Origin of the sequence: Pseudomonas sp. Ost2, from assembly GCF_018326065.1 — a bacterium.
Classification (GTDB): domain Bacteria; phylum Pseudomonadota; class Gammaproteobacteria; order Pseudomonadales; family Pseudomonadaceae; genus Aquipseudomonas; species Aquipseudomonas gingeri.
Map to the genome: position 1 here is coordinate 1805398 of NZ_AP021904.1, position 22969 is coordinate 1828366.

At 64.6% G+C, this 22969-nt stretch carries 21 protein-coding genes; 12 read left to right on the forward strand and 9 right to left on the reverse strand.

The window, feature by feature from the left end:
• Window positions 1-93: 93 nt before the first annotated feature.
• Entirely contained in the window at window positions 94-1722 is a 1629-nt protein-coding gene (locus KI243_RS07970; RefSeq protein ID WP_212810669.1) for a methyl-accepting chemotaxis protein, read from the forward strand.
• 192 nt (window positions 1723-1914) lie between these two features.
• Here the strand turns inward: KI243_RS07970 and fabB are convergent, their stop codons facing one another.
• The 5 genes from fabB to KI243_RS07995 all read right to left on the reverse strand — a co-directional run bounded on the left by fabB (window position 1915) and on the right by KI243_RS07995 (window position 8856).
• On the reverse strand, window positions 1915-3135 hold the full coding sequence (gene fabB / locus KI243_RS07975; protein WP_177085250.1) for a beta-ketoacyl-ACP synthase I: 1221 nt from the start codon (window positions 3133-3135) through the stop codon (window positions 1915-1917).
• Between the two features lie 11 nt (window positions 3136-3146).
• Window positions 3147-3662: a 3-hydroxyacyl-[acyl-carrier-protein] dehydratase FabA gene (gene fabA / locus KI243_RS07980; RefSeq protein WP_017127984.1), complete on the reverse strand. Its 516-nt coding sequence runs from the start codon at window positions 3660-3662 to the stop codon at window positions 3147-3149.
• Window positions 3663-3899: 237 nt separating this feature from the next.
• Window positions 3900-5795: an ATP-binding protein gene (locus KI243_RS07985; RefSeq protein ID WP_017127985.1), complete on the reverse strand. Its 1896-nt coding sequence runs from the start codon at window positions 5793-5795 to the stop codon at window positions 3900-3902.
• Window positions 5792-6706 carry an ABC transporter substrate-binding protein gene (locus KI243_RS07990; RefSeq protein WP_017127986.1) on the reverse strand — a complete coding sequence of 305 codons (915 nt, stop codon included), beginning with the start codon at window positions 6704-6706 and terminating at the stop codon, window positions 5792-5794. The genes KI243_RS07985 and KI243_RS07990 overlap by 4 nt, the downstream gene beginning before the upstream one ends.
• Window positions 6707-6729: 23 nt before the next feature.
• On the reverse strand, window positions 6730-8856 hold the full coding sequence (locus KI243_RS07995; RefSeq protein WP_212810670.1) for a TonB-dependent receptor: 2127 nt from the start codon (window positions 8854-8856) through the stop codon (window positions 6730-6732).
• A 200-nt stretch (window positions 8857-9056) separates the two neighbouring features.
• On the opposite strand from KI243_RS07995, the gene KI243_RS08000 reads away from it, so the two are divergent.
• From KI243_RS08000 to sixA, 3 genes are read left to right on the forward strand one after another with little or no spacing between them, the layout of a single operon-like run.
• A complete protein-coding gene (locus KI243_RS08000) occupies window positions 9057-10082 on the forward strand; it encodes an NAD(P)H-dependent glycerol-3-phosphate dehydrogenase (protein WP_017127988.1) in 1026 nt (341 codons plus the stop codon).
• A gap of 21 nt (window positions 10083-10103) precedes the next feature.
• Complete coding sequence (locus KI243_RS08005) at window positions 10104-10439, forward strand: DUF4389 domain-containing protein (RefSeq protein WP_017127989.1); 336 nt, start codon at window positions 10104-10106, stop codon at window positions 10437-10439.
• Window positions 10436-10885: a phosphohistidine phosphatase SixA gene (gene sixA / locus KI243_RS08010; RefSeq protein ID WP_017127990.1), complete on the forward strand. Its 450-nt coding sequence runs from the start codon at window positions 10436-10438 to the stop codon at window positions 10883-10885. The genes KI243_RS08005 and sixA overlap by 4 nt, the downstream gene beginning before the upstream one ends.
• A 42-nt stretch (window positions 10886-10927) precedes the next feature.
• Here the strand turns inward: sixA and KI243_RS08015 are convergent, their stop codons facing one another.
• Window positions 10928-11635, reverse strand: coding sequence for a pentapeptide repeat-containing protein (locus tag KI243_RS08015; RefSeq protein ID WP_244861824.1), 708 nt, complete (start codon window positions 11633-11635; stop codon window positions 10928-10930).
• A gap of 306 nt (window positions 11636-11941) precedes the next feature.
• On the opposite strand from KI243_RS08015, the gene KI243_RS08020 reads away from it, so the two are divergent.
• The 6 genes from KI243_RS08020 to KI243_RS08045 all read left to right on the forward strand — a co-directional run bounded on the left by KI243_RS08020 (window position 11942) and on the right by KI243_RS08045 (window position 17910).
• A complete protein-coding gene (locus tag KI243_RS08020; protein ID WP_177146543.1) occupies window positions 11942-13597 on the forward strand; it encodes an AMP-binding protein in 1656 nt (551 codons plus the stop codon).
• A 24-nt stretch (window positions 13598-13621) separates the two neighbouring features.
• Window positions 13622-14065, forward strand: a complete 444-nt coding sequence (locus KI243_RS08025) for a hotdog fold thioesterase (RefSeq protein ID WP_017127993.1) — start codon at window positions 13622-13624, stop codon at window positions 14063-14065.
• Between the two features lie 111 nt (window positions 14066-14176).
• A complete protein-coding gene (locus KI243_RS08030; protein ID WP_017127994.1) occupies window positions 14177-14986 on the forward strand; it encodes an alpha/beta hydrolase in 810 nt (269 codons plus the stop codon).
• On the forward strand, window positions 14983-15837 hold the full coding sequence (locus KI243_RS08035) for an alpha/beta hydrolase (protein ID WP_017127995.1): 855 nt from the start codon (window positions 14983-14985) through the stop codon (window positions 15835-15837). Before KI243_RS08030 ends, KI243_RS08035 begins: the two co-directional genes overlap by 4 nt.
• Before the next feature lie 129 nt (window positions 15838-15966).
• Complete coding sequence (locus tag KI243_RS08040; RefSeq protein ID WP_212810671.1) at window positions 15967-16785, forward strand: DUF4892 domain-containing protein; 819 nt, start codon at window positions 15967-15969, stop codon at window positions 16783-16785.
• Window positions 16786-16857: 72 nt separating this feature from the next.
• Window positions 16858-17910 (forward strand): AI-2E family transporter, encoded by a 1053-nt coding sequence (locus KI243_RS08045; RefSeq protein ID WP_103032966.1) that lies wholly within the window; start codon window positions 16858-16860, stop codon window positions 17908-17910.
• Between the two features lie 144 nt (window positions 17911-18054).
• Here the strand turns inward: KI243_RS08045 and xopAW are convergent, their stop codons facing one another.
• From xopAW to KI243_RS08060, 3 genes are all read right to left on the reverse strand, one after another.
• Window positions 18055-18855: a XopAW family type III secretion system calcium-binding effector gene (xopAW, locus tag KI243_RS08050; RefSeq protein ID WP_042936147.1), complete on the reverse strand. Its 801-nt coding sequence runs from the start codon at window positions 18853-18855 to the stop codon at window positions 18055-18057.
• A gap of 114 nt (window positions 18856-18969) precedes the next feature.
• Window positions 18970-20028, reverse strand: a complete 1059-nt coding sequence (locus KI243_RS08055) for a HAMP domain-containing sensor histidine kinase (protein ID WP_103032965.1) — start codon at window positions 20026-20028, stop codon at window positions 18970-18972.
• A complete protein-coding gene (locus KI243_RS08060) occupies window positions 20028-20792 on the reverse strand; it encodes a response regulator (protein ID WP_017128000.1) in 765 nt (254 codons plus the stop codon). Before KI243_RS08060 ends, KI243_RS08055 begins: the two co-directional genes overlap by 1 nt.
• 364 nt (window positions 20793-21156) lie before the next feature.
• Here KI243_RS08060 and kdpF point away from each other — a divergent pair, with 364 nt between their 5' ends.
• Both kdpF and kdpA read left to right on the forward strand, forming a co-directional pair.
• Window positions 21157-21246 (forward strand): K(+)-transporting ATPase subunit F, encoded by a 90-nt coding sequence (gene kdpF, locus KI243_RS08065; RefSeq protein WP_017128001.1) that lies wholly within the window; start codon window positions 21157-21159, stop codon window positions 21244-21246.
• An 11-nt stretch (window positions 21247-21257) separates the two neighbouring features.
• A complete protein-coding gene (gene kdpA / locus KI243_RS08070; protein ID WP_017128002.1) occupies window positions 21258-22967 on the forward strand; it encodes a potassium-transporting ATPase subunit KdpA in 1710 nt (569 codons plus the stop codon).
• The last annotated feature ends 2 nt before the right edge of the window (window positions 22968-22969 follow it).

A 22969-nucleotide genomic window follows, 5' to 3' on the forward strand; every position in this document is an offset into this window, starting at 1 on the left:
GCGGGTGGATGCCGCGTTTTTTGCCGAAGTTTTGCGACGAAACCGTTGTGAGCGAAGTTTTTTACATGAAGTCTTGCGGAGGGAGCCGAAGCGATGAGCAGTATCCGGAGTTTGAACATAGCGCCACGGGCGGGCCTGGGGTTTGGCCTGCTGGCGTTGATGGTGTGCCTGCTGGGCGGCTTTGCCCTGTTGCAGATGGGCAATATGCGCCAGCAGTCCGAAGCGGTGGAAACCAACTGGTTGCCCAGTGTGATGGCGGTCGGCGAGATCAGCCAGGATCTGCTGCGGGTCCGGGCGTTGACCCTGCGCCTGCTGCTCAACCGCGATCCCCAGGCCCTGGCGGAGAACGAAGCCAAGCTCAATCAACTGAAAAGCGGCCTGGACAAGGCGCAGGGGCGTTATGAGGCGCTGATGTCGTTGCCTCGGGAGCAGGAGATGTTCGAGCGTTTCAAGGGCGTCGAGCAGCAATACCTCCAGCGCCAGCAGCAGGTCATGGCCTTGTCCGGAGAGGGGCGGCTCGAAGACGCGGTGCGTATCGTCAACGGCGAGATGAACCAATTGGCCGATGAAATGGCCACGACCCTGCATGAGCTGGTGGAACTCAACAAGCACCATGCCACCCAGGCCACGGACCTGGCCCAGGCCGTGTTCAGTCGCTCGCGGATCTGGGTCGCCGGGATGATTGCCCTGACCGCTCTGATCACCGTCGGCCTCGCGCTGCTGCTGACCCGCAGCATCGTCCTGCCGCTGGCGCAGTCGCTGGGGGTGGCCGAGGTGGTGGCCTCCGGCGACCTGACCGCGGTGATCGATGTCGACGGCCACGACGAGCCGGCGCGCCTGCAGGCGGCGCTCAAGGACATGCAGCAGCGCCTGCGGGAGACGATCCGGCAGATTTCCGATTCTTCCAGCCAGTTGGCCTCCGCTTCCGAAGAGCTCAGTTGCGTCACCGAGGATGCCACCCGTGGCTTGCACCAGCAGAGCCTGGAGATCGAGCAGGCGGCCACCGCGGTCAACCAGATGACTGCGGCAGTGGAGGAAGTGGCGAGCAACGCGGTGGCGACGTCCGAGGCCTCGCGCGAGTCCGACCGGATTGCCCAGCATGGTCGCGAGCAGGTACGCCAGGCGGTGCTGTCCATCGAGTCGCTGGCCGATGACGTCAGTGGCAATGTGCTGCAGGTCGAGGACCTGGCGCAGAAGGTCTATGGCATCAGCAAGGTGCTGGAGGTGATCCGTTCGGTGGCCGAGCAGACCAACCTGCTGGCGTTGAACGCGGCCATCGAGGCGGCCCGGGCCGGGGAGGCCGGGCGCGGTTTCGCCGTGGTGGCCGATGAGGTGCGCGGGCTGGCCCATCGTACCCAGCAATCGACCCAGGAAATCGAGCAGATGATCGGGGCGATCCAGCAGGGCACCGAGCAGGCGGTCAGCGCCATGCAGAAAAGCAATGGCAGGGCCCGTTCGACCCTGGAAGTGGCCAAGGCCGCAGGCGATGCCCTGGATGAGATCGCCGCGGCGATCACCCTGATCAACGAGCGCAATATCGTGATTGCCAGCGCCTCGGAGGAGCAGGCGGCGGTGGCGCGGGAGGTGGACCGCAACCTGATGAATATCCGCGACCTGGCCCTGCAGACCTCGGCCGGGGCCAACCAGACCAGTGCGGCGAGCCAGGAGCTGTCACGGCTGGCGGTGGACCTCAATGGCCTGGTGGCACGCTTCTCGGTGTAAGAGCGCCGTGGCCTGTGGCACAGACTTGTAGGAGTGGGCTTGCCCACGAAGAACGATAATGCGCTGTATCTGAAACACCGCTTCGCGCCATTCGCGGGCAAGCCCACTCCCACACAAGCGGGGCTGATATTTCAGGCAAAAAAAACGCCCCGAACCGGTCGGGGCGTTTTTCATCTCGCGATCAGGTCGGGCTTACTTGCCCTGCCAGCGCTTCAGGACCAGGGTGGCGTTGGTGCCGCCGAAGCCGAAGCTGTTGCTCATCACGTTGTTCAGCTCGACGTTTTCGCGGGTCTTGGTCAGTACCGGCAGGTCGGCGACTTCCGGGTCCAGCTCGTCGATGTTGGCGGAACCGGCAATGAACTTGCCTTCCATCATCAGCAGGCAGTAGATCGCTTCGTGAACGCCGGCGGCGCCCAGGGAGTGACCGGACAGGCTCTTGGTCGAACTGATGGCCGGGGCCTTGTCGCCGAAGACTTCACGCACGCCCTTCATTTCCGCGACGTCGCCGACCGGAGTCGAGGTGCCGTGGGTGTTCAGGTAGTCGATCGGACCGTCAACGGTGGCCATTGCCATCTGCATGCAGCGCACGGCGCCTTCGCCGCTTGGCGCAACCATGTCGTAGCCATCGGACGTCGCGCCGTAGCCAACGATCTCGGCGTAGATCTTCGCGCCACGGGCCAGGGCGTGTTCCAGCTCCTCGACCACGACCATGCCGCCGCCGCCGGCGATGACAAAACCGTCACGCTTGGCGTCGTAGGCACGGGAGGCCTTTTCCGGCGTGTCGTTGTACTGGGTGGACAGGGCGCCCATGGCGTCGAACAGGAACGACTGGCTCCAGTGCTCTTCTTCACCGCCGCCGGCGAAGACGATGTCCTGCTTGCCCATCTGGATCTGCTCCAGCGCGGTACCGATGCAGTGGGCACTGGTGGCGCAGGCGGAGGAGATCGAGTAGTTCAGGCCCTTGATCTTGAACGGCGTGGCCAGGCACGCGGAAACAGTGCTGCCCATGGTGCGGGTCACGCGGTATGGACCGACGCGCTTCACGCCTTTTTCGCGCAGGATATCCAGCGCTTCCATCTGGTTCAGGGTCGATGCGCCGCCGGAGCCGGCCACCAGGCCGGTACGCGGGTTGGAAACCTGCTCGTCGGTCAGGCCGGAGTCGGCGATCGCGTCCTTCATGGCCAGGTAGGCATAAGCCGCCGCGTGGCCGACGAAGCGATAGATCTTGCGATCGATCAGTTCTTCGAGGTTGAGGTCGATGGAGCCGGAAACCTGGCTACGCAGACCCATTTCGGCATATTCCGGGTTGAAGCGGATGCCAGGGCGGCTTGCACGCAGGTTAGCGGAGACGGTCTCTTTGTCATTGCCCAGGCACGAAACGATGCCCAGACCAGTGATAACGACGCGGCGCATGCGGATAACCCTTAGAAGTTGTCAGTGGAGGTGAAAACGCCGACCCGGAGGCCTTCGGCGGTGTAGATCTCGCGACCGTCGACCGTCACCGAACCGTCGGCGATGGCCAGGTTCAGCTTGCCCTTGAGGACGCGCTTGATCTGAATGTTATAGGTGACCTTCTTGGCGGTCGGCAGGACCTGGCCGAAGAATTTCACTTCGCCCGAACCCAGCGCGCGGCCGCGGCCCGGCAGGCCCTGCCAGCCGAGGAAGAAGCCGACCAGTTGCCACATGGCATCGAGGCCCAGGCAGCCCGGCATCACCGGATCGCCTTCGAAGTGGCAGGCGAAGAACCACAGGTCCGGGGTGATATCCAGCTCGGCGACCAATTCACCTTTGCCGTACTTGCCACCCTCTTCGCTGATATGGGTGATGCGATCCACCATCAGCATGTTCGGGGCGGGCAGTTGCGCGTTACCTGGGCCGAACAGCTCACCGCGACTGCAGCGAAGCAGATCTTCCCGGGTAAAGGCGTTTTGTTTGGTCATGCGAGCTCCTCAATAATCCCATGCGGCAGGGTGGGGCAAATCTTCCCGGCCGATCGAAGCCTTCATGCCTCGAATCGACAGCCTACTCATAGACTATTGCGTTGTAGTGAAAGTCACAGCACAAGGGACATGAATGTACACTTGTGCACTGAAATTATTATTCAAGCCGGTTTCATGGCTCGTTTGGGTGCCTAAGACTGCCGCACTTTCGCCTTTCACGCCAGTCGCACATCGTATTCAAGGTACCCAACGCCGCAGAATCTGTTGCAGATCAGTGCGTTTGAAGGGCTTGGCCAGGTAATCGTTCATGCCCGCCACCAGGCACTGCTCGCGGTCGCCCTGCAAGGCGTTGGCGGTCAGGGCGATGATCGGCAACTGCGCGCCGTCGGGCAATTGGCGGATCTGCCGGGTGGCCTCGTAGCCGTCGACGAGCGGCAGCCGGCAGTCCATCAGGATTGCCGCGAAATCGCCGGTTTTCGCCAGCTCGACCGCCTCGATGCCGTCATGGGCCAGGCTGACCTCGAAGCCCAGGCTGCGCAACATGGCTTCGATGACGGTCTGGTTCACCGGGTTGTCCTCCACCAGCAGGACCTTGCGCCCTTCGCCGTGGCCGGCCAGCAGCTGCGGCAAGGCCTCGGGCTCGACCTGGCGGTACAGGGCGAGGGGGATTTCCAGGGTGAACACCGAACCCTGGCCCTCTTCGCTGCGCGCATGCAGGGTGCCGCCCATGCGCTCGGCCAGGGTCCGTGCAATCGGCAGGCCGAGGCCGGTGCCGCCATAACGCCGGGAGATCGAGCTGTCGGCCTGCTGGAAGGCATTGAACATCAGTTCCAGCCGTTCGGCGGAAATGCCGATGCCGCTGTCGCGCACCGTGCAACTGAACCAGATCACCTCATCGTCCAGGCCCTGCCAGGCCGGCTCGATACTGACGCTGCCGTGCTCGGTGAATTTCAGCGCATTGCCGACCAGGTTGACCAGGATCTGCCGGATCCGTGTCGGGTCGCCCTTGACCTGCAGGTTGTGCAGGCCCGGCGGGAACTGCAGGTTCAGTTGCAGCCCGCGTTGCACGGCACTGTGCTGGAAGGCCTGGGCACAGCTGCTGATCAGCTCGCCGAGGCCGAAAGGAATATGTTCCAGTTCCAGGGCCGAGCGCTCGATCCGCGAGAAATCGAGGATGTCATTGATGACCTTGAGCAGGTGCTCGGTGGACTCCGAGGCGAGGGTCGCGTACTCGGCCTGTTCGTCGGTCATCTCCGTGGTTTCGAGCAGTTGCAGCATGCCCAGCACGCCGTTCATCGGGGTACGCAACTCGTGGCTCATCATGGCCAGGAAGTCGGACTTGGCATTGTTCGCCCGTTCCGCTTCCTCGCGGGTCTGGATCAGTTGCGCGATGGCCTGGTGCTGTTCGCGACTGGCTTGTTCGAGGCCGGTGGCCAGGTTGTTGATATGCCGCGCCAGGTCGCCGAGCTCGGTGTCATCCGGCACCGGCAGCGGGGTCTTGTAGTCGCCCTGCTGGATGGCCTTGACCGCGTGGCCCATGGCGCTGATCGGCTGCGACAGGTTGGCCGCCAGGCGGCGGGCCAGCAGGAAGGTGAAGAGCAGGGCGAACAGCGCCAGGATCCCGGCCTTGAGCAGGATTTCCTGCTGGCGCTGGTTGAAGGCGTCGTTGGACATGCCGACGATCACCCGCCCCAGGTAATCCTCGCCCGCGGCCACGGCGGCGCCACTGGTGCCTTGCAGGAAATCGCTGTCGAGCTGGATGCGTTGCAGGCGCACGGGGGCCTGGAACACTTCGACCTGTTGCGCGCGACTATGGCTTTCCGAGGGTTGCTCGACATAGACCAGGATGTTGTTGCTGCGGTCCTGGACTTCGAGGAAACGCACATGCGGAGTGGTCAGGCTGGCCTTCATCAGGCTTTCGAGCACTTCATTGTTACCAGATATGACGCCGTACTCCGTGGCCGGTGCCAACTGGTTGGCGATCAACTGGCCGGTGTGATTGAGTTCCTGGCGCAGGTCCTGGATCCGCACGAAAGTGAAGAAGCTGATCAGCAACAGGGTCAGCAGCAGGGCCGGGCCGAGGCTGATCATCTGGGTACGGGCGTTGATGCCCCAGTGCCGGCGCAGGTTCATGGGTGGGATTCTCCTTCGGCCAGCCGGGTGGCGACCGAGACTTCGTCGATCGGCTCCAGGCTCAGCGAGCGGGCAACCTGCGGATTGCTCAGTATTTTGAAACGCGGGGGGTAGAGCGTGCGCGGCCAGCTGTTGGGGGATTGGTCGAGCAGCTTGTCGAGGATCGCCAGCCAGTCGTTCTGGTCGCTGTAGCTGCTGGCCAGGCTGCCGGCCTTGACGAAGCCGGCGTTCGGCCCGATCAGCGCCAACTGCCGGGAATAGCTGCTGAGCAGCAGGTTTTTCGCGGTCTTCGGGTTGTACAGCGTCGCATCGTCGATCCCCAGCAACACGTCGCTGCCGCGCAACAGGTTCTGCAGGGGGCGGCTGTCGGCGGTATCGTCCCAGCGCTGGGGGACGATTTCCAGTCCCAGCGGCTGGGCCGCCTGACGCAGTTCCGCGAGGAGGAACTCGCTGTCATCGTCATACAGCACGCCGACCCGTCGCGCCTGCGGCAACACCGCGTTGATCAGGTGCAATTGTCGCGAGGGCGGTGGATCGCTCCAGAGCAGGCTGAGCTGGTTCGGCAACTGTTCGCCGAGGCGCTGGCGCGCTTGCAGGCGGCTGATGCGCAAGACCAGGGTGGCCGGGCCCTGGCGATCGCCCAGGCGCCAGTCGAGGCTGGGCGGGTCGAGCAGGATCAGGCGTGTCCCTGGCGGCAGTTGGCTCGGCGGCGGCAGTTGCCCGAAAGGCACGAAGCGTACCCGGTCCTCGGGGCGCTGCTGCGCCAGGGCGCTGGTAAAGGCCTGTACCCCGGAACTGTCCTCGGCGCCGGTGAGCAGCACATCGGCGGCCCGGGCCTGGACTATCAGTACCAGCAGCACCAGCAGGCCGCTGGCCAGCTTGCCGAGCCAGGCTCCGCAGGCTGATGTCATCCTTGACTGACGGTCGTCCATGCTCAGAATTCCAGCTCGGCGCTGAAGTAGAACACCTGGCGCTGGTCGTAGTTGTTGTCGGGCCAGGTGACGGGCTGGTCATCCAGGCGTTGCTGCACGACCCCCGACAGCTCCAGGCTGGCCTTGCGCAAGGGGATGCGCTTGGCGACCCGCAGGTCGACCCGTTGGAAACGATACTGGTTGATCGCGTCGTCGCCGTAATAGAACAGCGCGCTCGACCAGCCCGCGCCCCAGTCGCGCATCCAGCCGGCGGAGCCGCTGTTGCGGGCGGTGAACTGTTCGTCGGTAGGATTGCTGGCCTGGGTATCGACATAGGCATAGGTCAGGCGTAGCCGGTCGGCGGCGCTCAGGTGCCAGTCGAGCTGGGTTTCAGTACCGCTGAAGCGGGCGCTGTTGGCATTGCTGGCGATGTACTGGTTGTTGCGCAGCGGCGAACTGACCATCGAGGTGATTTCGTCGTAGAACAGTTTCACGTCGAGGCTCAGCCCGATATCCGTGAAGAAACCGTTGTAACCCAGTTCCCGCGAGCGCATCCGCTCCTTGTCGAGGTTGCCCGGGCCGCGGGTCTTGACGAAATACTGGCCGCTGGTCTGGCCGTAGGTCGGTGAGTCGAGGTTGGTCACCCGGTAGCTCCAGTTGACGTTGTTCTCGAACATGTCCGGCGAACGGATGGCCTTGGAATACACGGCACGCAAGCCGTGTCGCGGATTGATCAGGTAGTTGACGGCAAACCGCGGGGTCAATGAGTCACCGGTCAGTTGCGCGTTTTCGTACATGGCGCCGCCTTGGAGCAACCAGTGTTCGCTGGCGCGCCACTCCAACTGCCCGAACAGGCGCCAGGTGTTGTCGTCGACGGTGCCATTGAAGTAGGTCTCGGAGTCTGCCCGGTCATAACGATAGTTCATGCCGCTGACCAGGCGCAGGCTGTCCGACAGGCTCAGGGTGTCCTGCAGTTCCAGGTCGTAGCGGGTCTCGCGGGTGCTCTGGTCGATATCGCCGCAGACGGTGTCCTTGCCGCCCTGGTTGTACCACTGGTCGAGGACCTGATTGGCCAATGCCTGCTCCGAAGTACTCCCCGCCGGCGGGCTGCCCACGTTGTAGTTGGTCATGCCACGCGCCAGCTTTTCCGCATAGTTGGGATTGAGCTGCCACAGCTGGGTCAACTGCGGGCTGAACGATACCTTGGCGTCACAGGCGCGCCAGACCTGCTGGCGATCCCAGTGCTGGGCCGAGCCCTGGATATAGAGGCTGTGCTGCGGACTGATATCCAGGTTCCAGCGCAGGGAACCGGCGTAATCCTTGGCCACCACATCGGAGTTGTCGCCTGCTTCCTGGATCCCCGGGAACACCGCCTGGTAGGTATACGGCCGCTGGTTGGTACCTTCCTTGGCGTTCAACTGCCAGTCGATGCTCTGGCTTTCATTGAGCATCTGGCTGACCGACAGGTTGAAGCGGTTCAGGCGCCGGCTGTCGCGGTAGTCGGCGCCGACACGGTCGCTGTCGAAACCGTCGTCCTGCTGGCCGGACATCGACAGGCGCAGGTCGCCGGTTTCCCAGCCGGAGCCCTCGCTGGCGTACCAGTCATTGATGCCGCGTTCGCCGCGGGTGACCTTGATGCGCGAGCCGTGGGTGCTGCCGGGGGACTTGGTCAGGATGTTGACCACCGCCATCAGCGCGTTCGCGCCGTAGCTGACGGTGTTCGGGCCCCGGAAGACTTCGATGCGCTCGATATCCTCCATGGCCACCGGGATATCGCTCCAGTCCACCGTCGCCAGCCCGGCCCGGTAGACCGAGCGCCCGTCGATCAGCACCTGCATGCGCCGGGCGTTGGCGGCGTCGGTCCCGTGGTAGTTGATCGCCGCCTGGTTGCCGTTGGTGTAGCCGACCATCATGCCCGGCACCAGGCGCAGCAGTTCGGCGATATCCCGGGCGCCACTGGCCTTGATCAGTTCGTTGTCGATCACGGTCATGCTGCCGGGCACCGAGGCCGGGGATTGTTTCAGGCGCGTGGCGGTCAATACCTCGGGCAGCGGCTGGTTTTCCAGGAACAGGTCGTCGGCCAGCACCGGGCTGCTGAGCAACAGCGCCAGGAGCATGGGGGAACGCGTGAGGGGAGGGCCAAAGTACACGGCTCAGCCTTGATAACAGATAATAGCCGCGCATGTTAACCGAGCCGGGCGGGTTTGCCATGGCACAGGGCCTGCATTCTGTCTGCAAATTCGGACAAATCCTTGTGTCAGAGCCCTTTGCGCCGAATGCGTTTGGGACTGGCTGCCGCCGGGTGGCTCCGTATAATGCGGCCATCGCCATTGGTATAAACGGATTGCATATGACTGAACAGCACCCTATCGCGGTCCTGGGAGGCGGGAGTTTTGGGACCGCCGTGGCCAATCTGCTGGCCGAGAACGGGCATCGGGTCCGCCAATGGATGCGCGACCCTGAACAGGCCGAGGCCATTCGTGTCAATCGCGAGAATCCGCGTTACCTCAAGGGCATCAAGATTCATCCGGCGGTCGAGCCGGTCACCGACCTGGCCGCGACCCTCGAAAGCTGCGAGCTGTTCTTTGTCGCCCTGCCATCCAGCGCCTTGCGCAGCGTGCTGGCGCCCCATGCCGGGCAACTGAGCGGCAAGTTGCTGGTGAGCCTGACCAAGGGCATCGAGGCGCAGACCTTCAAACTGATGAGCGAAATCCTCGAAGACATTGCCCCGCAGGCGCGGATCGGCGTGTTGTCGGGGCCGAACCTGGCCCGTGAAGTGGCCGAGCATGCGTTGACCGCCACCGTGGTCGCCAGTGAAGACGAAGAACTCTGCACCCGGGTCCAGGCCGCGCTGCACGGGCGGACTTTCCGCGTCTATGCCAGCGCCGACCGGTTTGGCGTCGAGTTGGGCGGGGCATTGAAGAACGTCTACGCGATCATTGCCGGCATGGCGGTGGCGCTGGGCATGGGCGAGAACACCAAGAGCATGCTGATTACCCGGGCCCTGGCGGAAATGACCCGGTTTGCCGTGAGCCAGGGCGCCAACCCGATGACTTTCCTCGGCCTGGCCGGGGTGGGCGACCTGATCGTCACCTGTTCCTCGCCCAAGAGCCGCAACTACCAGGTCGGTTTCGCCCTGGGCCAGGGCCTGAGCCTGGAAGACGCGGTGACCCGCCTGGGAGAAGTGGCCGAAGGGGTCAATACGCTCAAGGTGCTCAAGGCCAAGGCCCAGGAACTGGGGGTCTATATGCCGCTGGTGGCCGGGTTGCACGCGATTCTGTTCGAAGGGCGTACCCTTGACCAGGTGATCGCCTTGCTGATGCGCGGTGAGCCGAAGACCGATGTCGATTTCATTTCCACCAGCGGTTTCAACTGATCCACGGGACAGGAGCAAGACATGAACGAAGCCAAGTACGAATCCATTGTGTTGCGCGTGGTGTGGATGCTGCTGTTCCTGCTGGTCTGGCAGGTCACGCAATTCATCCTCGGCGCCCTGGTGCTGGTGCAACTGATCTACCGGCTGGTCTATGGCGCGCCAAGCGGCAACCTGATGAACTTCGGTGACAGCCTGAGCCAGTACCTCGCCCAGATCGGCCGTTTCGGCAGCTTCCACAGCGACCAGAAACCCTGGCCGTTCGCCGACTGGCCGACACCCCGCGCGCCCGAGGGCGAAGCCCCGCACAGCGTGCCGCCGGCTGCCCACCCGGCCCGTGACGAGGAACCCAAGCTATGAAGTTATGGGTGCTGCGTCATGGTGAAGCCGAGCCGCAGGTGCGCAGCGATGCCGAGCGCAACCTCACCGCCCATGGCCGCAAGGAAGTGCTGCGCAGTGCCGCGCACCTGATCGGCCAGCCACTGACGGCAATCTATGCCAGCCCCTATGTCCGGGCCCAGCAGACCGCGCAACTGGTACGCGAAGCCCTGGGGTTCGAGCCAGAGATCATCACGGTGCCCTGGCTGACCCCCGAGACCCATCCGTCGAGGGTGCTGGAGCACCTGGATACGCCCGACAACCTGCTGCTGGTCAGCCATCAACCGCTGGTGGGCAGCCTGATCGGATTGCTCGAAGACGGCCACCTGCGCACTGCCCAGCCGATGAGCACCGCCAGCCTGGCGGAGCTGGAAGGCGACTGGCCGCTGGCCGGTGGCATGACCCTCAACAGCGTCCGTCACCCCTGACAGGCTCGCGGACGGCGCCGGAAGCGGGCGCCGTCCGTTGCCTCATGGCGTCAGTACCGCGCCGATCAGCTCGGTCCGGGCCTGTTTCAAGGTCACCGTATTGACCTTGGCGCCTTTGAAGGTGCAGTGCTCGAAGTACCCCGAGAACATCGCGTGGCGCAGGTCGCTATGATCGAAGTTGTTGCCCTTGAAGCCACTCGACAGCAGGGCGCCCTTGAGATTGGCGGCCATGAAGTTCGCTCCGTGGTACTGGCCGAAAAAGCGCACTCCCGCCAGGTCGCCGCCACTCAGGTCGACCCCGATCATGTTGACGTTGGTCACCTGCAGCGTGCGCAACACCTGGCAGATGGCGTCCTTGTGCCAGTTCCTCAACGGCAGCCGGGTATCGACGTCGTGGAAGGGCAGCGCGTCCCCCGGATATCGGCCGCTTGCCGCGATATTCAAGGCGCACAGCTTCATCGCCCGGGTCAGTGACGGCGACAGCGTGGACGGCACCCGCAGGTCGAACAGCTTCTTTTCCACATGCAGGGACACCCGTCCGCCGCCTTCCAGCGGCACACCGTCCCAGCTTTGCAGGATGCCGGGAAAACGGCCGGTGCAGGCCACCATCAATTCCAGCAGCCCACCCAGGGGGTAACGGCGCAGGTCGGGAACGCCGCCGAGGAATGCCTGCGCCGACGACAGACAGTCCTTGAGTCCCAGCACGGCCATGTGCTGTTCGAGGGGGGCTGCCGCAAAGGCTCCCGGCATGGGCTGCCGGTGCGCGTGCGCCGGCGATGCGGGCGATACCGGCTGCTGTGCCTGCTGTGTTCGTGGGCTGCGGACAGGGATCAAGCTTCGAAAAAGGCTGCCTATCGTTGACATGAACGTCTCGTAAGGGGCTGGGAAACCGGAAATTCGACGCGATCCGCCGTCGGCCTGCTATCAGATTCCACCCGTTTTTCCCGACCGGGAACGATATCGCCGGGCTTGCGGTGCCGGCGTGCCCGTGAAATAGTCGGCCAAGCAAGTGCTTGGTTGGTTTTTATCCGGAATAAGAACAAGGGAGGGAGTCTTATGTCTGCCGCTTTTCGTTTGCCCCTGGAAGTCTTCTACGAGCGCGAAGCTCGCCATCCCCGCCAGGCTTACCTGGTCCAGCCGCTGGGCGGAGGCGAGGTGCAGACCCTGAGCTGGTCCGAGGTCGGTCACCAGGCACGTTGCGCGGCCCACTGGCTGCGGGCCCGGGAGTTGCCCCAGGGCAGCCATGTGGCGATCATCTCGAAGAATTGTGCCCACTGGATCATTGCCGACCTGGCGATCTGGATGGCCGGCCATGTCTCGGTGCCGCTGTACCCCAACCTGACGGCCGACTCCGTCGCCCAGGTGCTCGGGCACGCCGAGGCCGCGCTGGCCTTTATCGGCAAGCTCGATGACTGGCCGGCCATGCAGCCGGGGCTTCCCGCCGGCCTGCCGACCATCAGCCTGCCCCTGTGCCCGGCGGGGGATTTCGATTTCCGCTGGGCCGACCTGCAAGCCTGTTCGCCGATCCAGGACGACCCGCTGCCCGCCGCGCAGCAACTGGCGACAGTGATCTATACCTCCGGCACCACCGGCCAGCCCAAAGGCGTGATGCACAGCTTCGCGACCCTGTCGTTTGCCGCCAATCATGCGATTGGGCTGTTCGGCCTGGGGGAAAAAGACCGGCTGCTGTCATACCTGCCGCTGTGCCATGTGGCCGAACGGATGTTTGTCGAGCTGGCATCGCTCTTCACCGGGCAGACGGTGTTTTTCGCCGAAAGCCTGGACACGTTCCTGGTCGATCTCAGGCGTGCGCGGCCGACGGCGATGTTCGGCGTGCCGCGGATCTGGAGCAAATTCCAGATGGGCGTCCATGAAAGGATCGCGCCGGCGCGACTGGACCTGCTCCTGCGCCTGCCGCTGCTCGGGCGGCAGGTCGGCCGCAAGGTTCTCGCCGGGCTGGGGCTGGATGCCCTGCGCGTCGCGCTGTCCGGCGCGGCACCGGTGACGCGGGAGCTGCTGCACTGGTATCGGCGCCTCGGGCTGGAGGTGCGCGAGGTCTATGGCATGACCGAAAACAGCGGCTACTCCCATGTCTGCCGGGGCGGCCAGCATGTGTCGGGGTGGATCGGCCAGCCCTGTCCGGGCGTGGAGGTGCGGATTGACGAGCAGGGCGAGGTGCTGGTTCGCAGCGGCGCGACCATGCTCGGTTATTACAAGGACCCGCTCAAGACGGCCGAAGCCCTGACCGAGGAGGGTTTCCTGCGCACCGGCGACAAGGGGGAACAGGATGCCCTGGGCAATCTGCGGCTGACCGGGCGGCTCAAGGAAATCTTCAAGACCAGCAAGGGCAAGTACGTGGCCCCGGCGCCCATCGAGAACCTCCTGGCGGCCAATACCTGGCTCGAACAGGTCTGCGTCGTCGGTGATGGCTTGTCGGCCCCGCTGGGTCTCTGCGTGCTCTCGGCCGCAGCTGTCCAGGTTCCCCGGGCGAGCTTGCAGGCAGGGCTGGAAACCTTGCTGGAGGAGGTCAACCAGGCCCTCGACAAACATCAGCGCTTGCGTGCGCTGGTGGTGGTGAAAGATAGTTGGGCGGTTGAAAACGGCTTTCTGACGCCGACCCTGAAGCTCAAGCGCCCGGTGATCGAGCAGTGCTACGGCGCACGGTTCCAGGCGTGGAGCGAGCACGGGCAGCCCGTGTTGTGGCAGGAATGACAAATAAAAACTGAGGATTGCAAGATGGCCCTGTGGCGCACCGTTCCGAATATCGACCAACTCAATGCCTCGGCGAAGAACACCATCAGCGAAGTGCTGGACATTCGCTTCGAAGCCTTTGACGAGCAGTCACTGACCGCCAGCATGGTGGTCGACCACCGTACCCACCAGCCGTTCGGCCTGCTGCATGGCGGCGCCTCGGTGGTGCTGGCGGAAACCGTCGGCTCGATGGCCAGCTACCTGTGTGTCGACACCAGCCAGTACTACTGCGTCGGCCTGGAAATCAATGCCAACCATCTGCGCGGCGTGCGCAGCGGACGGGTGACGGCGGTGGCGACGCCGGTCCATATCGGGCGCACCACCCATGTCTGGGATATCCGCCTGAGCAGCGACGAGGGCAAGACCAACTGCGTCTCGCGCCTGACCATGGCGGTGGTGCCGCTGGGACAGACGCCGCCGAACCGCTGACAGGCGCCATGGCCATGGCCGGACTGTCATCATTCCTGGCAGTTACGGTCATTGCTGGCGGCGGACGTCCTGCCGACAATGAACACCTGTTTTCCATGAAGTGGTTCCGGTATGTCGCAACATGTGTTCTTCGCCCACGCCAACGGGTTTCCTTCGGGCACCTATGGCAAGCTGTTCGCCGCCCTGTCGCCGGAGTATGAGGTTGCACACCTGCAACAGCATGCCCATGACCCGCGTTTCCCGGTGGACGACAACTGGCGCAACCTGGTCGACGAACTGATCCATCACCTCGAACAGCAGCCCGAACCGGTCTGGGGCGTCGGCCATTCCCTGGGCGGGGTCCTGCACCTGCACGCGGCCCTGCGCTGCCCGCAACTCTACAAAGGCCTGGTGATGCTCGATTCGCCGGTGCTGACCCGCGCCGACCAGTGGGTGATCCGCGCGGCCAAGCGCCTGGGCTTTATCGACCGCCTGACCCCGGCCGGGCGTACCCTGGGGCGACGCGAGGAGTTCGCCGACCTGGAAGCGGCCCGCCAGTATTTTTCCGGCAAGACCCTGTTTCGCGGTTTCGACCCGGAATGCTTCGATGCCTACCTGCAACATGGCTTGCGCCCCGAGGGTGATCGCCTGCGGTTGAGCTTCGACCCGGCCACCGAAATCAGTATCTACCGCGGCGTGCCCCATACCAGCCCGGGCCTGGCCCGGCACCTGAAGGTGCCGCTGGCGGTGGTGCGTGGCCGTTCGAGCCGCGTGGTGATGCGTCATCACACCCGTTCCGTGGGACGCCTGCCCCTGGGCGAATCCCTGAGCATGCCCGGAGGTCACATGTTTCCCCTGGAACGCCCGCAGGACACCGCCCAGTTGCTCAAGGACATTTTCACCCGCTGGCAGCGGCGTGCCGCCGAAGGACGCCGGGCATGAGCACGGCGGTCGAGGAAGTCCGCCTGAGCCTGCCGCATATCGAGCTGGCGGCCCACCTGTTCGGTCCGGAAGACGGCCTGCCGGTGATCGCCCTGCACGGCTGGCTGGACAACGCCAACAGCTTTGCGCGCCTGGCACCCCGGCTCAAGGGGCTGCGCATCATCGCCCTGGACATGGCCGGTCACGGGCATTCCGGGCACCGTCCGGTCGGTGCCGGCTATGCCCTGTGGGACTACGTCCATGATGTGTTGCAGGTGGCGGAACAACTGGGTTGGCAGCGTTTCGGCCTGCTCGGGCATTCCCTCGGGGCGATCGTCTCGGTGGTGTTGGCCGGCGCATTGCCCGAGCGGGTCACGCACCTGGCGCTGATCGACGGGGTGATCCCGCCGACGGCCAAGGGCGAGAATGCCGCCGAGCGCCTGGGCATGGCCCTGCAGGCGCAGCTGAAACTGCAGGACAAGCGCAAGTCGCTGCACAAGACCCTCGACCTGGCCGTCGAGGCGCGCATGAAAGGCCTGGTGGCGGTCAGCCGCGAAGCCGCCGAACTGCTGGCCCAGCGCGGGCTGATGCCGGTGCCCGGCGGCTACACCTGGCGCAGCGACAATCGCCTGACCCTGGCCTCGCCCCTGCGCCTGACCGAAGAACAGGCCATGGCCTTTGTCCACCGGGTGGCGTGCCCGACCCAACTGGTGGTGGCCGAACAAGGCATGCTGGCCCAGCACCGGAGTCTGCTGGAGCAGCTACCCTTCAACCAGCAAGTGCTGCCCGGCGGTCATCATCTGCACCTGAACGACGAGGCCGGGGCGGTCCTTGTTGCAGACTGTTTCAATCGCTTCTTCGCCATTCCTTGACTTGCGCCCGGCAACTGTCGAGGCTTGGCGGGTTGAAAGGGAGACAACCATGCCAGATCTCGACACCACCGCGACTTCGTGTCACCACGCTCCGGCATCAGTGCCCAGCATTCAGGCGCCGCCGATTTGATGAAGTTATCCACAGCCCTTGCCAGCGCCCTGGGCCTGGCGTGTTTCAGTTCCGTGCTCCTGGCCGCCGATGTACCGGGCAGCCATGACCTGCCGCCCGTGCCGCGCCTGCCCGACGCGCAGATCGTCGACTACCGCGCGCCGATCGAGCTGGAGCGGATTTATCCACAGAGCTCGATCCGCAAGATCAGCAACCGCTTGCGCAGCGACGGCCAGGTCAACGCCCGTGGGCAGATGACCTCGGTGACCTACGAGTTGCCGCCGGAACGGACCGCCAACGAAGCCTTCACCGCGGCCCGCGAAGCCTTGCAGAAAGAGGGCGCGCAGTTGCTGTTCTGGTGCCAGGCACGGGATTGTGGCGAAAACAGCCTGTGGGCCAACGAGGTCTTCGGCAATGCGGTGCTGTCCGGCGCCGACGACCAGCAGGCCTACCTGCTGTTGCGCCTGGCCGCGCCGCAGGACAACTCGCTGGTGGCGCTGTACAGCATTACCCGGGGCAATCGCCGTGCGTACCTGCACGTCGAGCAGTTTGCCGCGAGCGCCCCCTTGGGTGAGCTGCTGCCGACCTCGGCGACCCTGTTGCGCGAGTTGCGTGACACCGGCAAGCTCGATTTCCCCAAACTCGCCGGGGAGCCGCAGGACACCTGGGTCACCCTGATTTCCCGTGGCCTGAACCTGGATACCACGTCGCGGGTCAGCCTGTCCGGGGCTGCCGCCGAAGCCTGGCGCCAGGCCCTGGTGGCCAAGGGCGTCAGGGCCGCGCGGCTGGAACTGGGCGACAGCGGCACCGGCGGCCTGCACCTCGAACTGTTGCGGTAGCGGCAGGAGTGGCGGACACACGCCCGTGTGTTCGCCTAGACTTTCCTTTCTGATCTCTTTCGTGGAATCCCCATGCTCAATAATGATCGGCTGTTGGTGCAGATACTGCTCCTGGTGCTGTTCGGCGCCAGCCTGTGGGTGATGGCGCCGTTCTGGTCGGCGCTGTTCTGGGGCGCGGTGCTGGCCTTTGCCAGTTGGCCGCTGATGCGCCTGCTGACGCGCCTGCTCGGTGGCCGCGAGTCGCTGGCCGCCGGCCTGTTGACCCTGGGCTGGATGTTGCTGGTGGCCGCGCCCCTGGTGTGGCTGGGGCTCAACCTGGCGGACCATGTGCGCGATGCGGTGGCCTTTATCAAGGATGTCCAGGTCGATGGCCTGCCGGAAGCGCCGACCTGGCTGGCCTCGGTGCCGATTGTCGGCGAGCGGCTGGTGGGCGCCTGGAACACCATCGATCAGCAGGGCGCGGCGCTGATGCTGGCGATCAAGCCTTACCTGGGGCAGGTCGGCAACTGGCTGCTGGCCCGCAGCGCGCAGATCGGCGGCGGCATTCTCGAACTGACCCTGAGCATTCTCTTCGTGTTCTTCTTCTATCGCGACGGCCCGCGCCTGGCGGCCTTTGTCCATGGCCTGCTGGAACGGCTGATCGGCGAGCGCGCCGATTATTACCAGGAACTGGTGGCCGGTACGGTGCAGCGGGTGGTCAACGGCGTGATCGGTACGGCGGCGGCCCAGGCCGTGCTGGCGCTGATCGGCTTCCTCATCGCCGGGGTGCCCGGGGCGCTGGTGCTGGGCATCGCCACCTTCCTGCTCAGCCTGATTCCCATGGGCCCGCCGCTGGTGTGGATCCCGGCCACGGCCTGGCTGGCCTGGAAAGGCGAGTACGGCATGGCGATATTCCTGGGGATCTGGGGCACGTTCATCATCAGTGGCGTGGACAACGTGCTCAAGCCCTACCTGATCAGCCGCGGCGGCAACCTGCCCCTGGTGATCGTGCTGCTGGGAGTATTCGGCGGATTGATCGCCTTCGGCTTTATCGGCCTGTTTATCGGCCCGACCCTGTTGGCGGTGGCCTACAGCCTGCTGCTCGACTGGAGCGCGAGCCAGGGGCGGCGGGAAGAAAAGCCCTGAGCATGCGCATGCAGAACTTGTGGGAGCGGGCTTGCCCGCGAGGTCTTTGGTGATCTTGCGGGCCTCTTCGCGGGCAAGCCCGCTCCCACAGAAGCCTGCTCCCACACAAACACCGCTTCCCACAAGTCCTTTTCTACAGGGGGATCACGCCGCGGCAGCGGTGCTGCCGGTCGCCGTCGCGCCACGCTGCTGATACTGGCTGTTGAGACCAACCATCAGGCGGCTGAGGGCTTCGGCAATATTGTCCTGGGCCGTCTGGCTGGTGCTGGTGGTGCCGCCGGTATTGGCCAGGGCCTTGAGCAGCAGGGCGCTGGTGGTTTCGCGGGTGCTGGCGGTGGTGGTGCTGCTGTCAGTGCCCTGTAGTGCGCTGGTCAGTTCAGCCTGGCTGATGCTGCCATCGCCGTTGCTGTCCAGTTGAGTGAACAGATCGCTGCCGGACAACTGTTGTGGCGGTGGCGGCGGTGGGGCCAGCGCCGCGGCCAGTTCGTCGGTGCTGATGCTGCCGCTGGCATCCTTGTCCAGCGCCGAGAACAGCGAAGCGCTGTCGGCGGTGCTGCCGGCATTGGTCAGGCCGGCCGCCAGTTCGTCGCTGCTGACGGAGCCGTCGCCATTGCTGTCGAGGGACTTGAGCAGGGCGTCGGCCAGTTGGGTGTCGGGGGCGTGGTGCCCATGTTCCGGACGCTTCATCGCCGACAGTTCATCGGTGCTGATGCTGCCGTTGCCATCGGTGTCCAGCGAGGCGAAATCCTGGCTCAGGTTATTCAGCAGCTTGCTGTCGGGCTTGTTCGCCAGGGCGGTTTTCAGCTCATCCTGGCTGATGGCGCCGTCGCCGTTGGTATCGAGCTTGGCAAGCAGTTGCTTCTGGAATTGTTGCTGGCGTTGGGTGGCCGTCGTCGTGCTGCTGGAGCCGACGTAGCTCAATAAACTACTGACGCTACCGATCATGGTGCTCACTCCCTAAGTGTTGGCAAAGCCGGTGGCGGTGCACCGGCTTGTGCAGACTCCCAATGGCAGGTGTCGAGGGGATGTGGGCTTTGTACCGGCTGGTACACACAGCGATCAGGCGCGGGGCAGGGCGACCACGGCGGTCAGGCCGCCGCCAGGGGTTTCTTCCAGGGTCAATTCGCCACCCAGGCGCTGGGCGGCCTCGCGGGCGATGGTCATGCCCAGGCCGACACCGCCGGAGTTGCGGTTGCGCGAGCCCTCCAGGCGATAGAAGGGTTCGAACACCGCCTCGCGTTTTTCGGCGGCGATGCCGGGGCCGTGGTCGATGACCCGGATGATCAACTGCCGCCGGCTGTCCTCCAGCGTGATCAACGCATCGCCGGCATAACGCAGGGCGTTGTCCATCAGGTTGTTCAGGCAGGAACGCAGGGCCATGGGTTGAACCAGCAGCGGCGCGCAGTGGCCGCTGGCACGGACCTGGGCGCCCTGGTCCTGGGCGTTTTCGCAAATCGACTCCACCAGCGCCTGCACGTCCATCCATTGCATGGCTTCACTGGTGCGTTGTTCGTGCAGGTAGCTCAGGGTGGCGTCGAGCATGCCGATCATGTCGTTCAGGTCCTGGCGCATCTGGCCCTGCAGCCTGGCGTCGTCGATCTGCTCCAGGCGCAGCTTGAGGCGCGACAACGGCGTGCGCAGGTCATGGGACACCGCTCCGAGCATCCGCCCGCGCTGCTGTACCTGTTCGCGGATGCGTTGTTGCATCAGGTTGAATGTCGCGGCTGCCTGCCGGGCTTCCCGCGGACCGGTTTCGTCAAGCGGCGGGCTGTTGAGGTCTTCGCTCAGGCGCTCGGCCGCATCGCTCAGGCGCTGGATCGGCCGGGCGAGCAGCTTGGCCCCGTACCAGGCGGCAATCACCAGGGCGATCAACTGGAACGTAAGGGGTACCACCGGCCCGCCAAACCACGGCCGTGGCGGTCGATGACCGCGCATGTGCGGCGGCGGGAAGCGTGGGTCGAAGTTTTCCGACATGCCCGCCGGGGGACGCGGCGGCGGTGGCGGCGGGCCGCCACCGTAATGACGGAACCAGAGGAAGGCCAGCAGGTGGGCCAGGACAATGGCCAGCAACAACACGCCGAACAAACGACCGAACAGCGTGTTGAAGCGTGGGCGCATCAGCCGATGTCTCTCGCGTCGAACAGATAGCCTTCGCCGCGCACGGTCTTGATCAACTGCGGCGATTTCGGATCGTCACCGAGTTTCTGTCGCAGACGCGAGACCAGCAGGTCGATGCTGCGATCGAAGGCTTCGATCGAGCGACCGCGGGCGGCGTCGAGCAACTGCTCGCGGCTGAGCACCCGGCGCGGGCGTTCGATAAAGACCCAGAGCAGGCGGAACTCGGCATTCGACAGCGGCACCACCAAGCCATCGTCGGCGATCAACTGGCGCAGCACACTGTTCAGGCGCCAGTTGTCGAAGCGGATATTGGCCCGCTGTTCGGTGCGGTCGTCGCGCACCCGACGCAGGATGGTCTGGATCCGCGCCACCAGCTCGCGCGGCTCGAAGGGCTTGGCCATGTAGTCGTCGGCGCCCAGTTCCAGGCCGATGATGCGGTCGGTGGGTTCGCAGCGGGCGGTCAGCATCAGGATCGGGATATCCGATTCGGCACGCAGCCAGCGGCACAACGACAAACCGTCTTCGCCCGGAAGCATCAGGTCGAGGACCACCACGTCGAAGGTTTCCAGCTGCAGCGCCTGGCGCATCGCGGCGCCGTCGGTGACACCGATGGCCTGGATGCTGAAGCGGGCCAGGTAGTCGATCAGCAGTTCACGGATCGGGATATCGTCGTCGACGATCAGCGCGCGGACATTCCAGCGCCTGTCATCGCCCGGAGAGAGCGGCTTGTTGACATCAGCCAGAGGAGCGGGAGTGTTCTGCATGCGTGTGGTTATCTGCCGGTAAAGCCGCGAAGCACCAGAGGCCCTCGCGAGATTGTTGCACGATAGAGCCCCGGCCCGAAGGCGGGGAGTCCATTTCAAGTGTAGCTGCGCCAGAAGCTACAGGCGCCGGGTGTTGGCCGGTTGTCGGTTGTGTATCGGTGTCGATACAAAGCCGGGGACGCCAGAAGCCTTGCCGGGAGCAGGGCAGCGTCGGCGTCCTGCGGATTCTAGGGCGTAATGCCTACGTAAACTCAGTCTTTACGCCTTCTTTACGCATCGCCCCGGGCGTCGCTCTCGTTCCTTTACAGCCTTCCTTCCGACAATGACTCCACACGCGGCAATCGCCGTACCACGGAGAAATCCCATGAGCATTCTGGACGGGGTGTCACTGCTGCTGGCAGTGGCACTGTTCATTTATCTACTGGTTGCGCTGTTGCGCGCGGATCGGAACTAGGAGCGGCGGTTATGCACAGTTATGACTATTTGCTGATCCTGGCCTTCCTGGCGCTGGTATTGGTCCCGGCCCCTTTCCTGGGGCGCTTCTATTACAAGGTGATGGAAGGTCAGCGTACCTGGCTGAGCCCGGTGCTCGGGCCGGTGGAGCGGGCTTGCTATCGCCTGTCCGGGGTCGATGAAAAGGCCGAGCAGAGCTGGCAGAAATATGCCCTGGCCTTGCTCGTCTTCAACCTGGCGGGTTTCCTCCTGTTGTTCGCGATCCTGCTGTTCCAGCAGTACCTGCCACTCAACCCGCAGAACCTGCCGGGCCTGGAGTGGACCTTGTCGTTCAACACCGCCATCAGCTTCATGACCAATACCAACTGGCAGAGCTACAGCGGTGAGGCATCCCTGAGCTACCTGAGCCAGATGGTCGGCCTGACCGTGCAGAACTTCGTCAGCGCCGCCACCGGCCTGGCCGTGCTGGTCGCCCTGTGCCGTGGTATCGGTCGGCGTTCGGCGGCGACCCTGGGCAACTTCTGGGTCGACATGACCCGCGCCACCCTCTATGGCCTGCTGCCCCTGTGCCTGGTGCTGGCGCTGTTCCTGGTCTGGCAGGGCGTACCGCAGACCTTTGCCCACTACGTCAACGCCGTGACCCTGCAGGGCGCTGACCAGGTGATCCCCCTCGGCCCGGCGGCCAGCCAGATCGCGATCAAGCAACTGGGTACCAACGGCGGTGGCTTCTTCGGGGTCAACTCGGCGCATCCGTTCGAGAACCCGACGGCCTGGAGCGACCTGTTCGAACTGGTCTCGATCATCCTGATCCCGGCGGCCCTGGTGTTCACCTTCGGCCACTACGTCAAGGACCTGCGTCAGAGCCGCGCGATCATGGCCTGCATGATGGCCCTGCTGCTGATCGGTGGCGCGGTCTCGCTGTACGCCGAGTACCAGCCGAACCCGACCCTGAACAACCCGGTGGTGGAACAGAGCGCGCCGATGGAAGGCAAGGAAAGCCGTTTCGGCACCACTGGCACCGTACTCTGGGCAGTGGCCACCACGGCGGCGTCCAACGGCTCGGTCAACGCCATGCACGACAGCCTCAGCCCGCTGAGCGGGATGGTCGCGCTGGCCAACATGATGGTCGGCGAGGTGATCTTCGGCGGTGTCGGCGCGGGCCTCTACGGCATGCTGCTGAACGTCCTGATCGCGGTGTTCCTCGCCGGCCTGATGATCGGTCGTACTCCGGAATACCTGGGCAAGAAGCTCCAGGCCAAGGAAGTGCAACTGCTGGTGGTGACCTTGCTGGTGATGCCGGTGGGCACCCTGGTGCTCGGCGCGATTGCCGCCAGCCTGCCAGGCCCGGCCGGCGCGATCAGCAACCCCGGCGCCCATGGTTTCAGCCAGTTGCTCTATGCCTACACCTCGGCCAGTGCCAACAACGGTTCGGCGTTCGGTGGCTTCAGTGCCAACACCCCGTTCCACAACCTGATGCTGAGTCTGAGCATGCTGCTCGGTCGCTTCGGCTACATCCTCCCGGTACTGGCCCTGGCCGGCAGCCTGGCGATGAAGAAGACCGCACCGATCGGCCAGAACAGCTTCCCGACCCATGGCCCGCTGTTTGTCACCCTGCTGACCGTGACCATCCTGCTGGTGGGTGGCCTGACGTTCCTGCCGACCCTGGCCCTTGGGCCGATTGCAGAACATTTGAGTATGGCTGCCCTTGGATTCAAGAGCTGAGG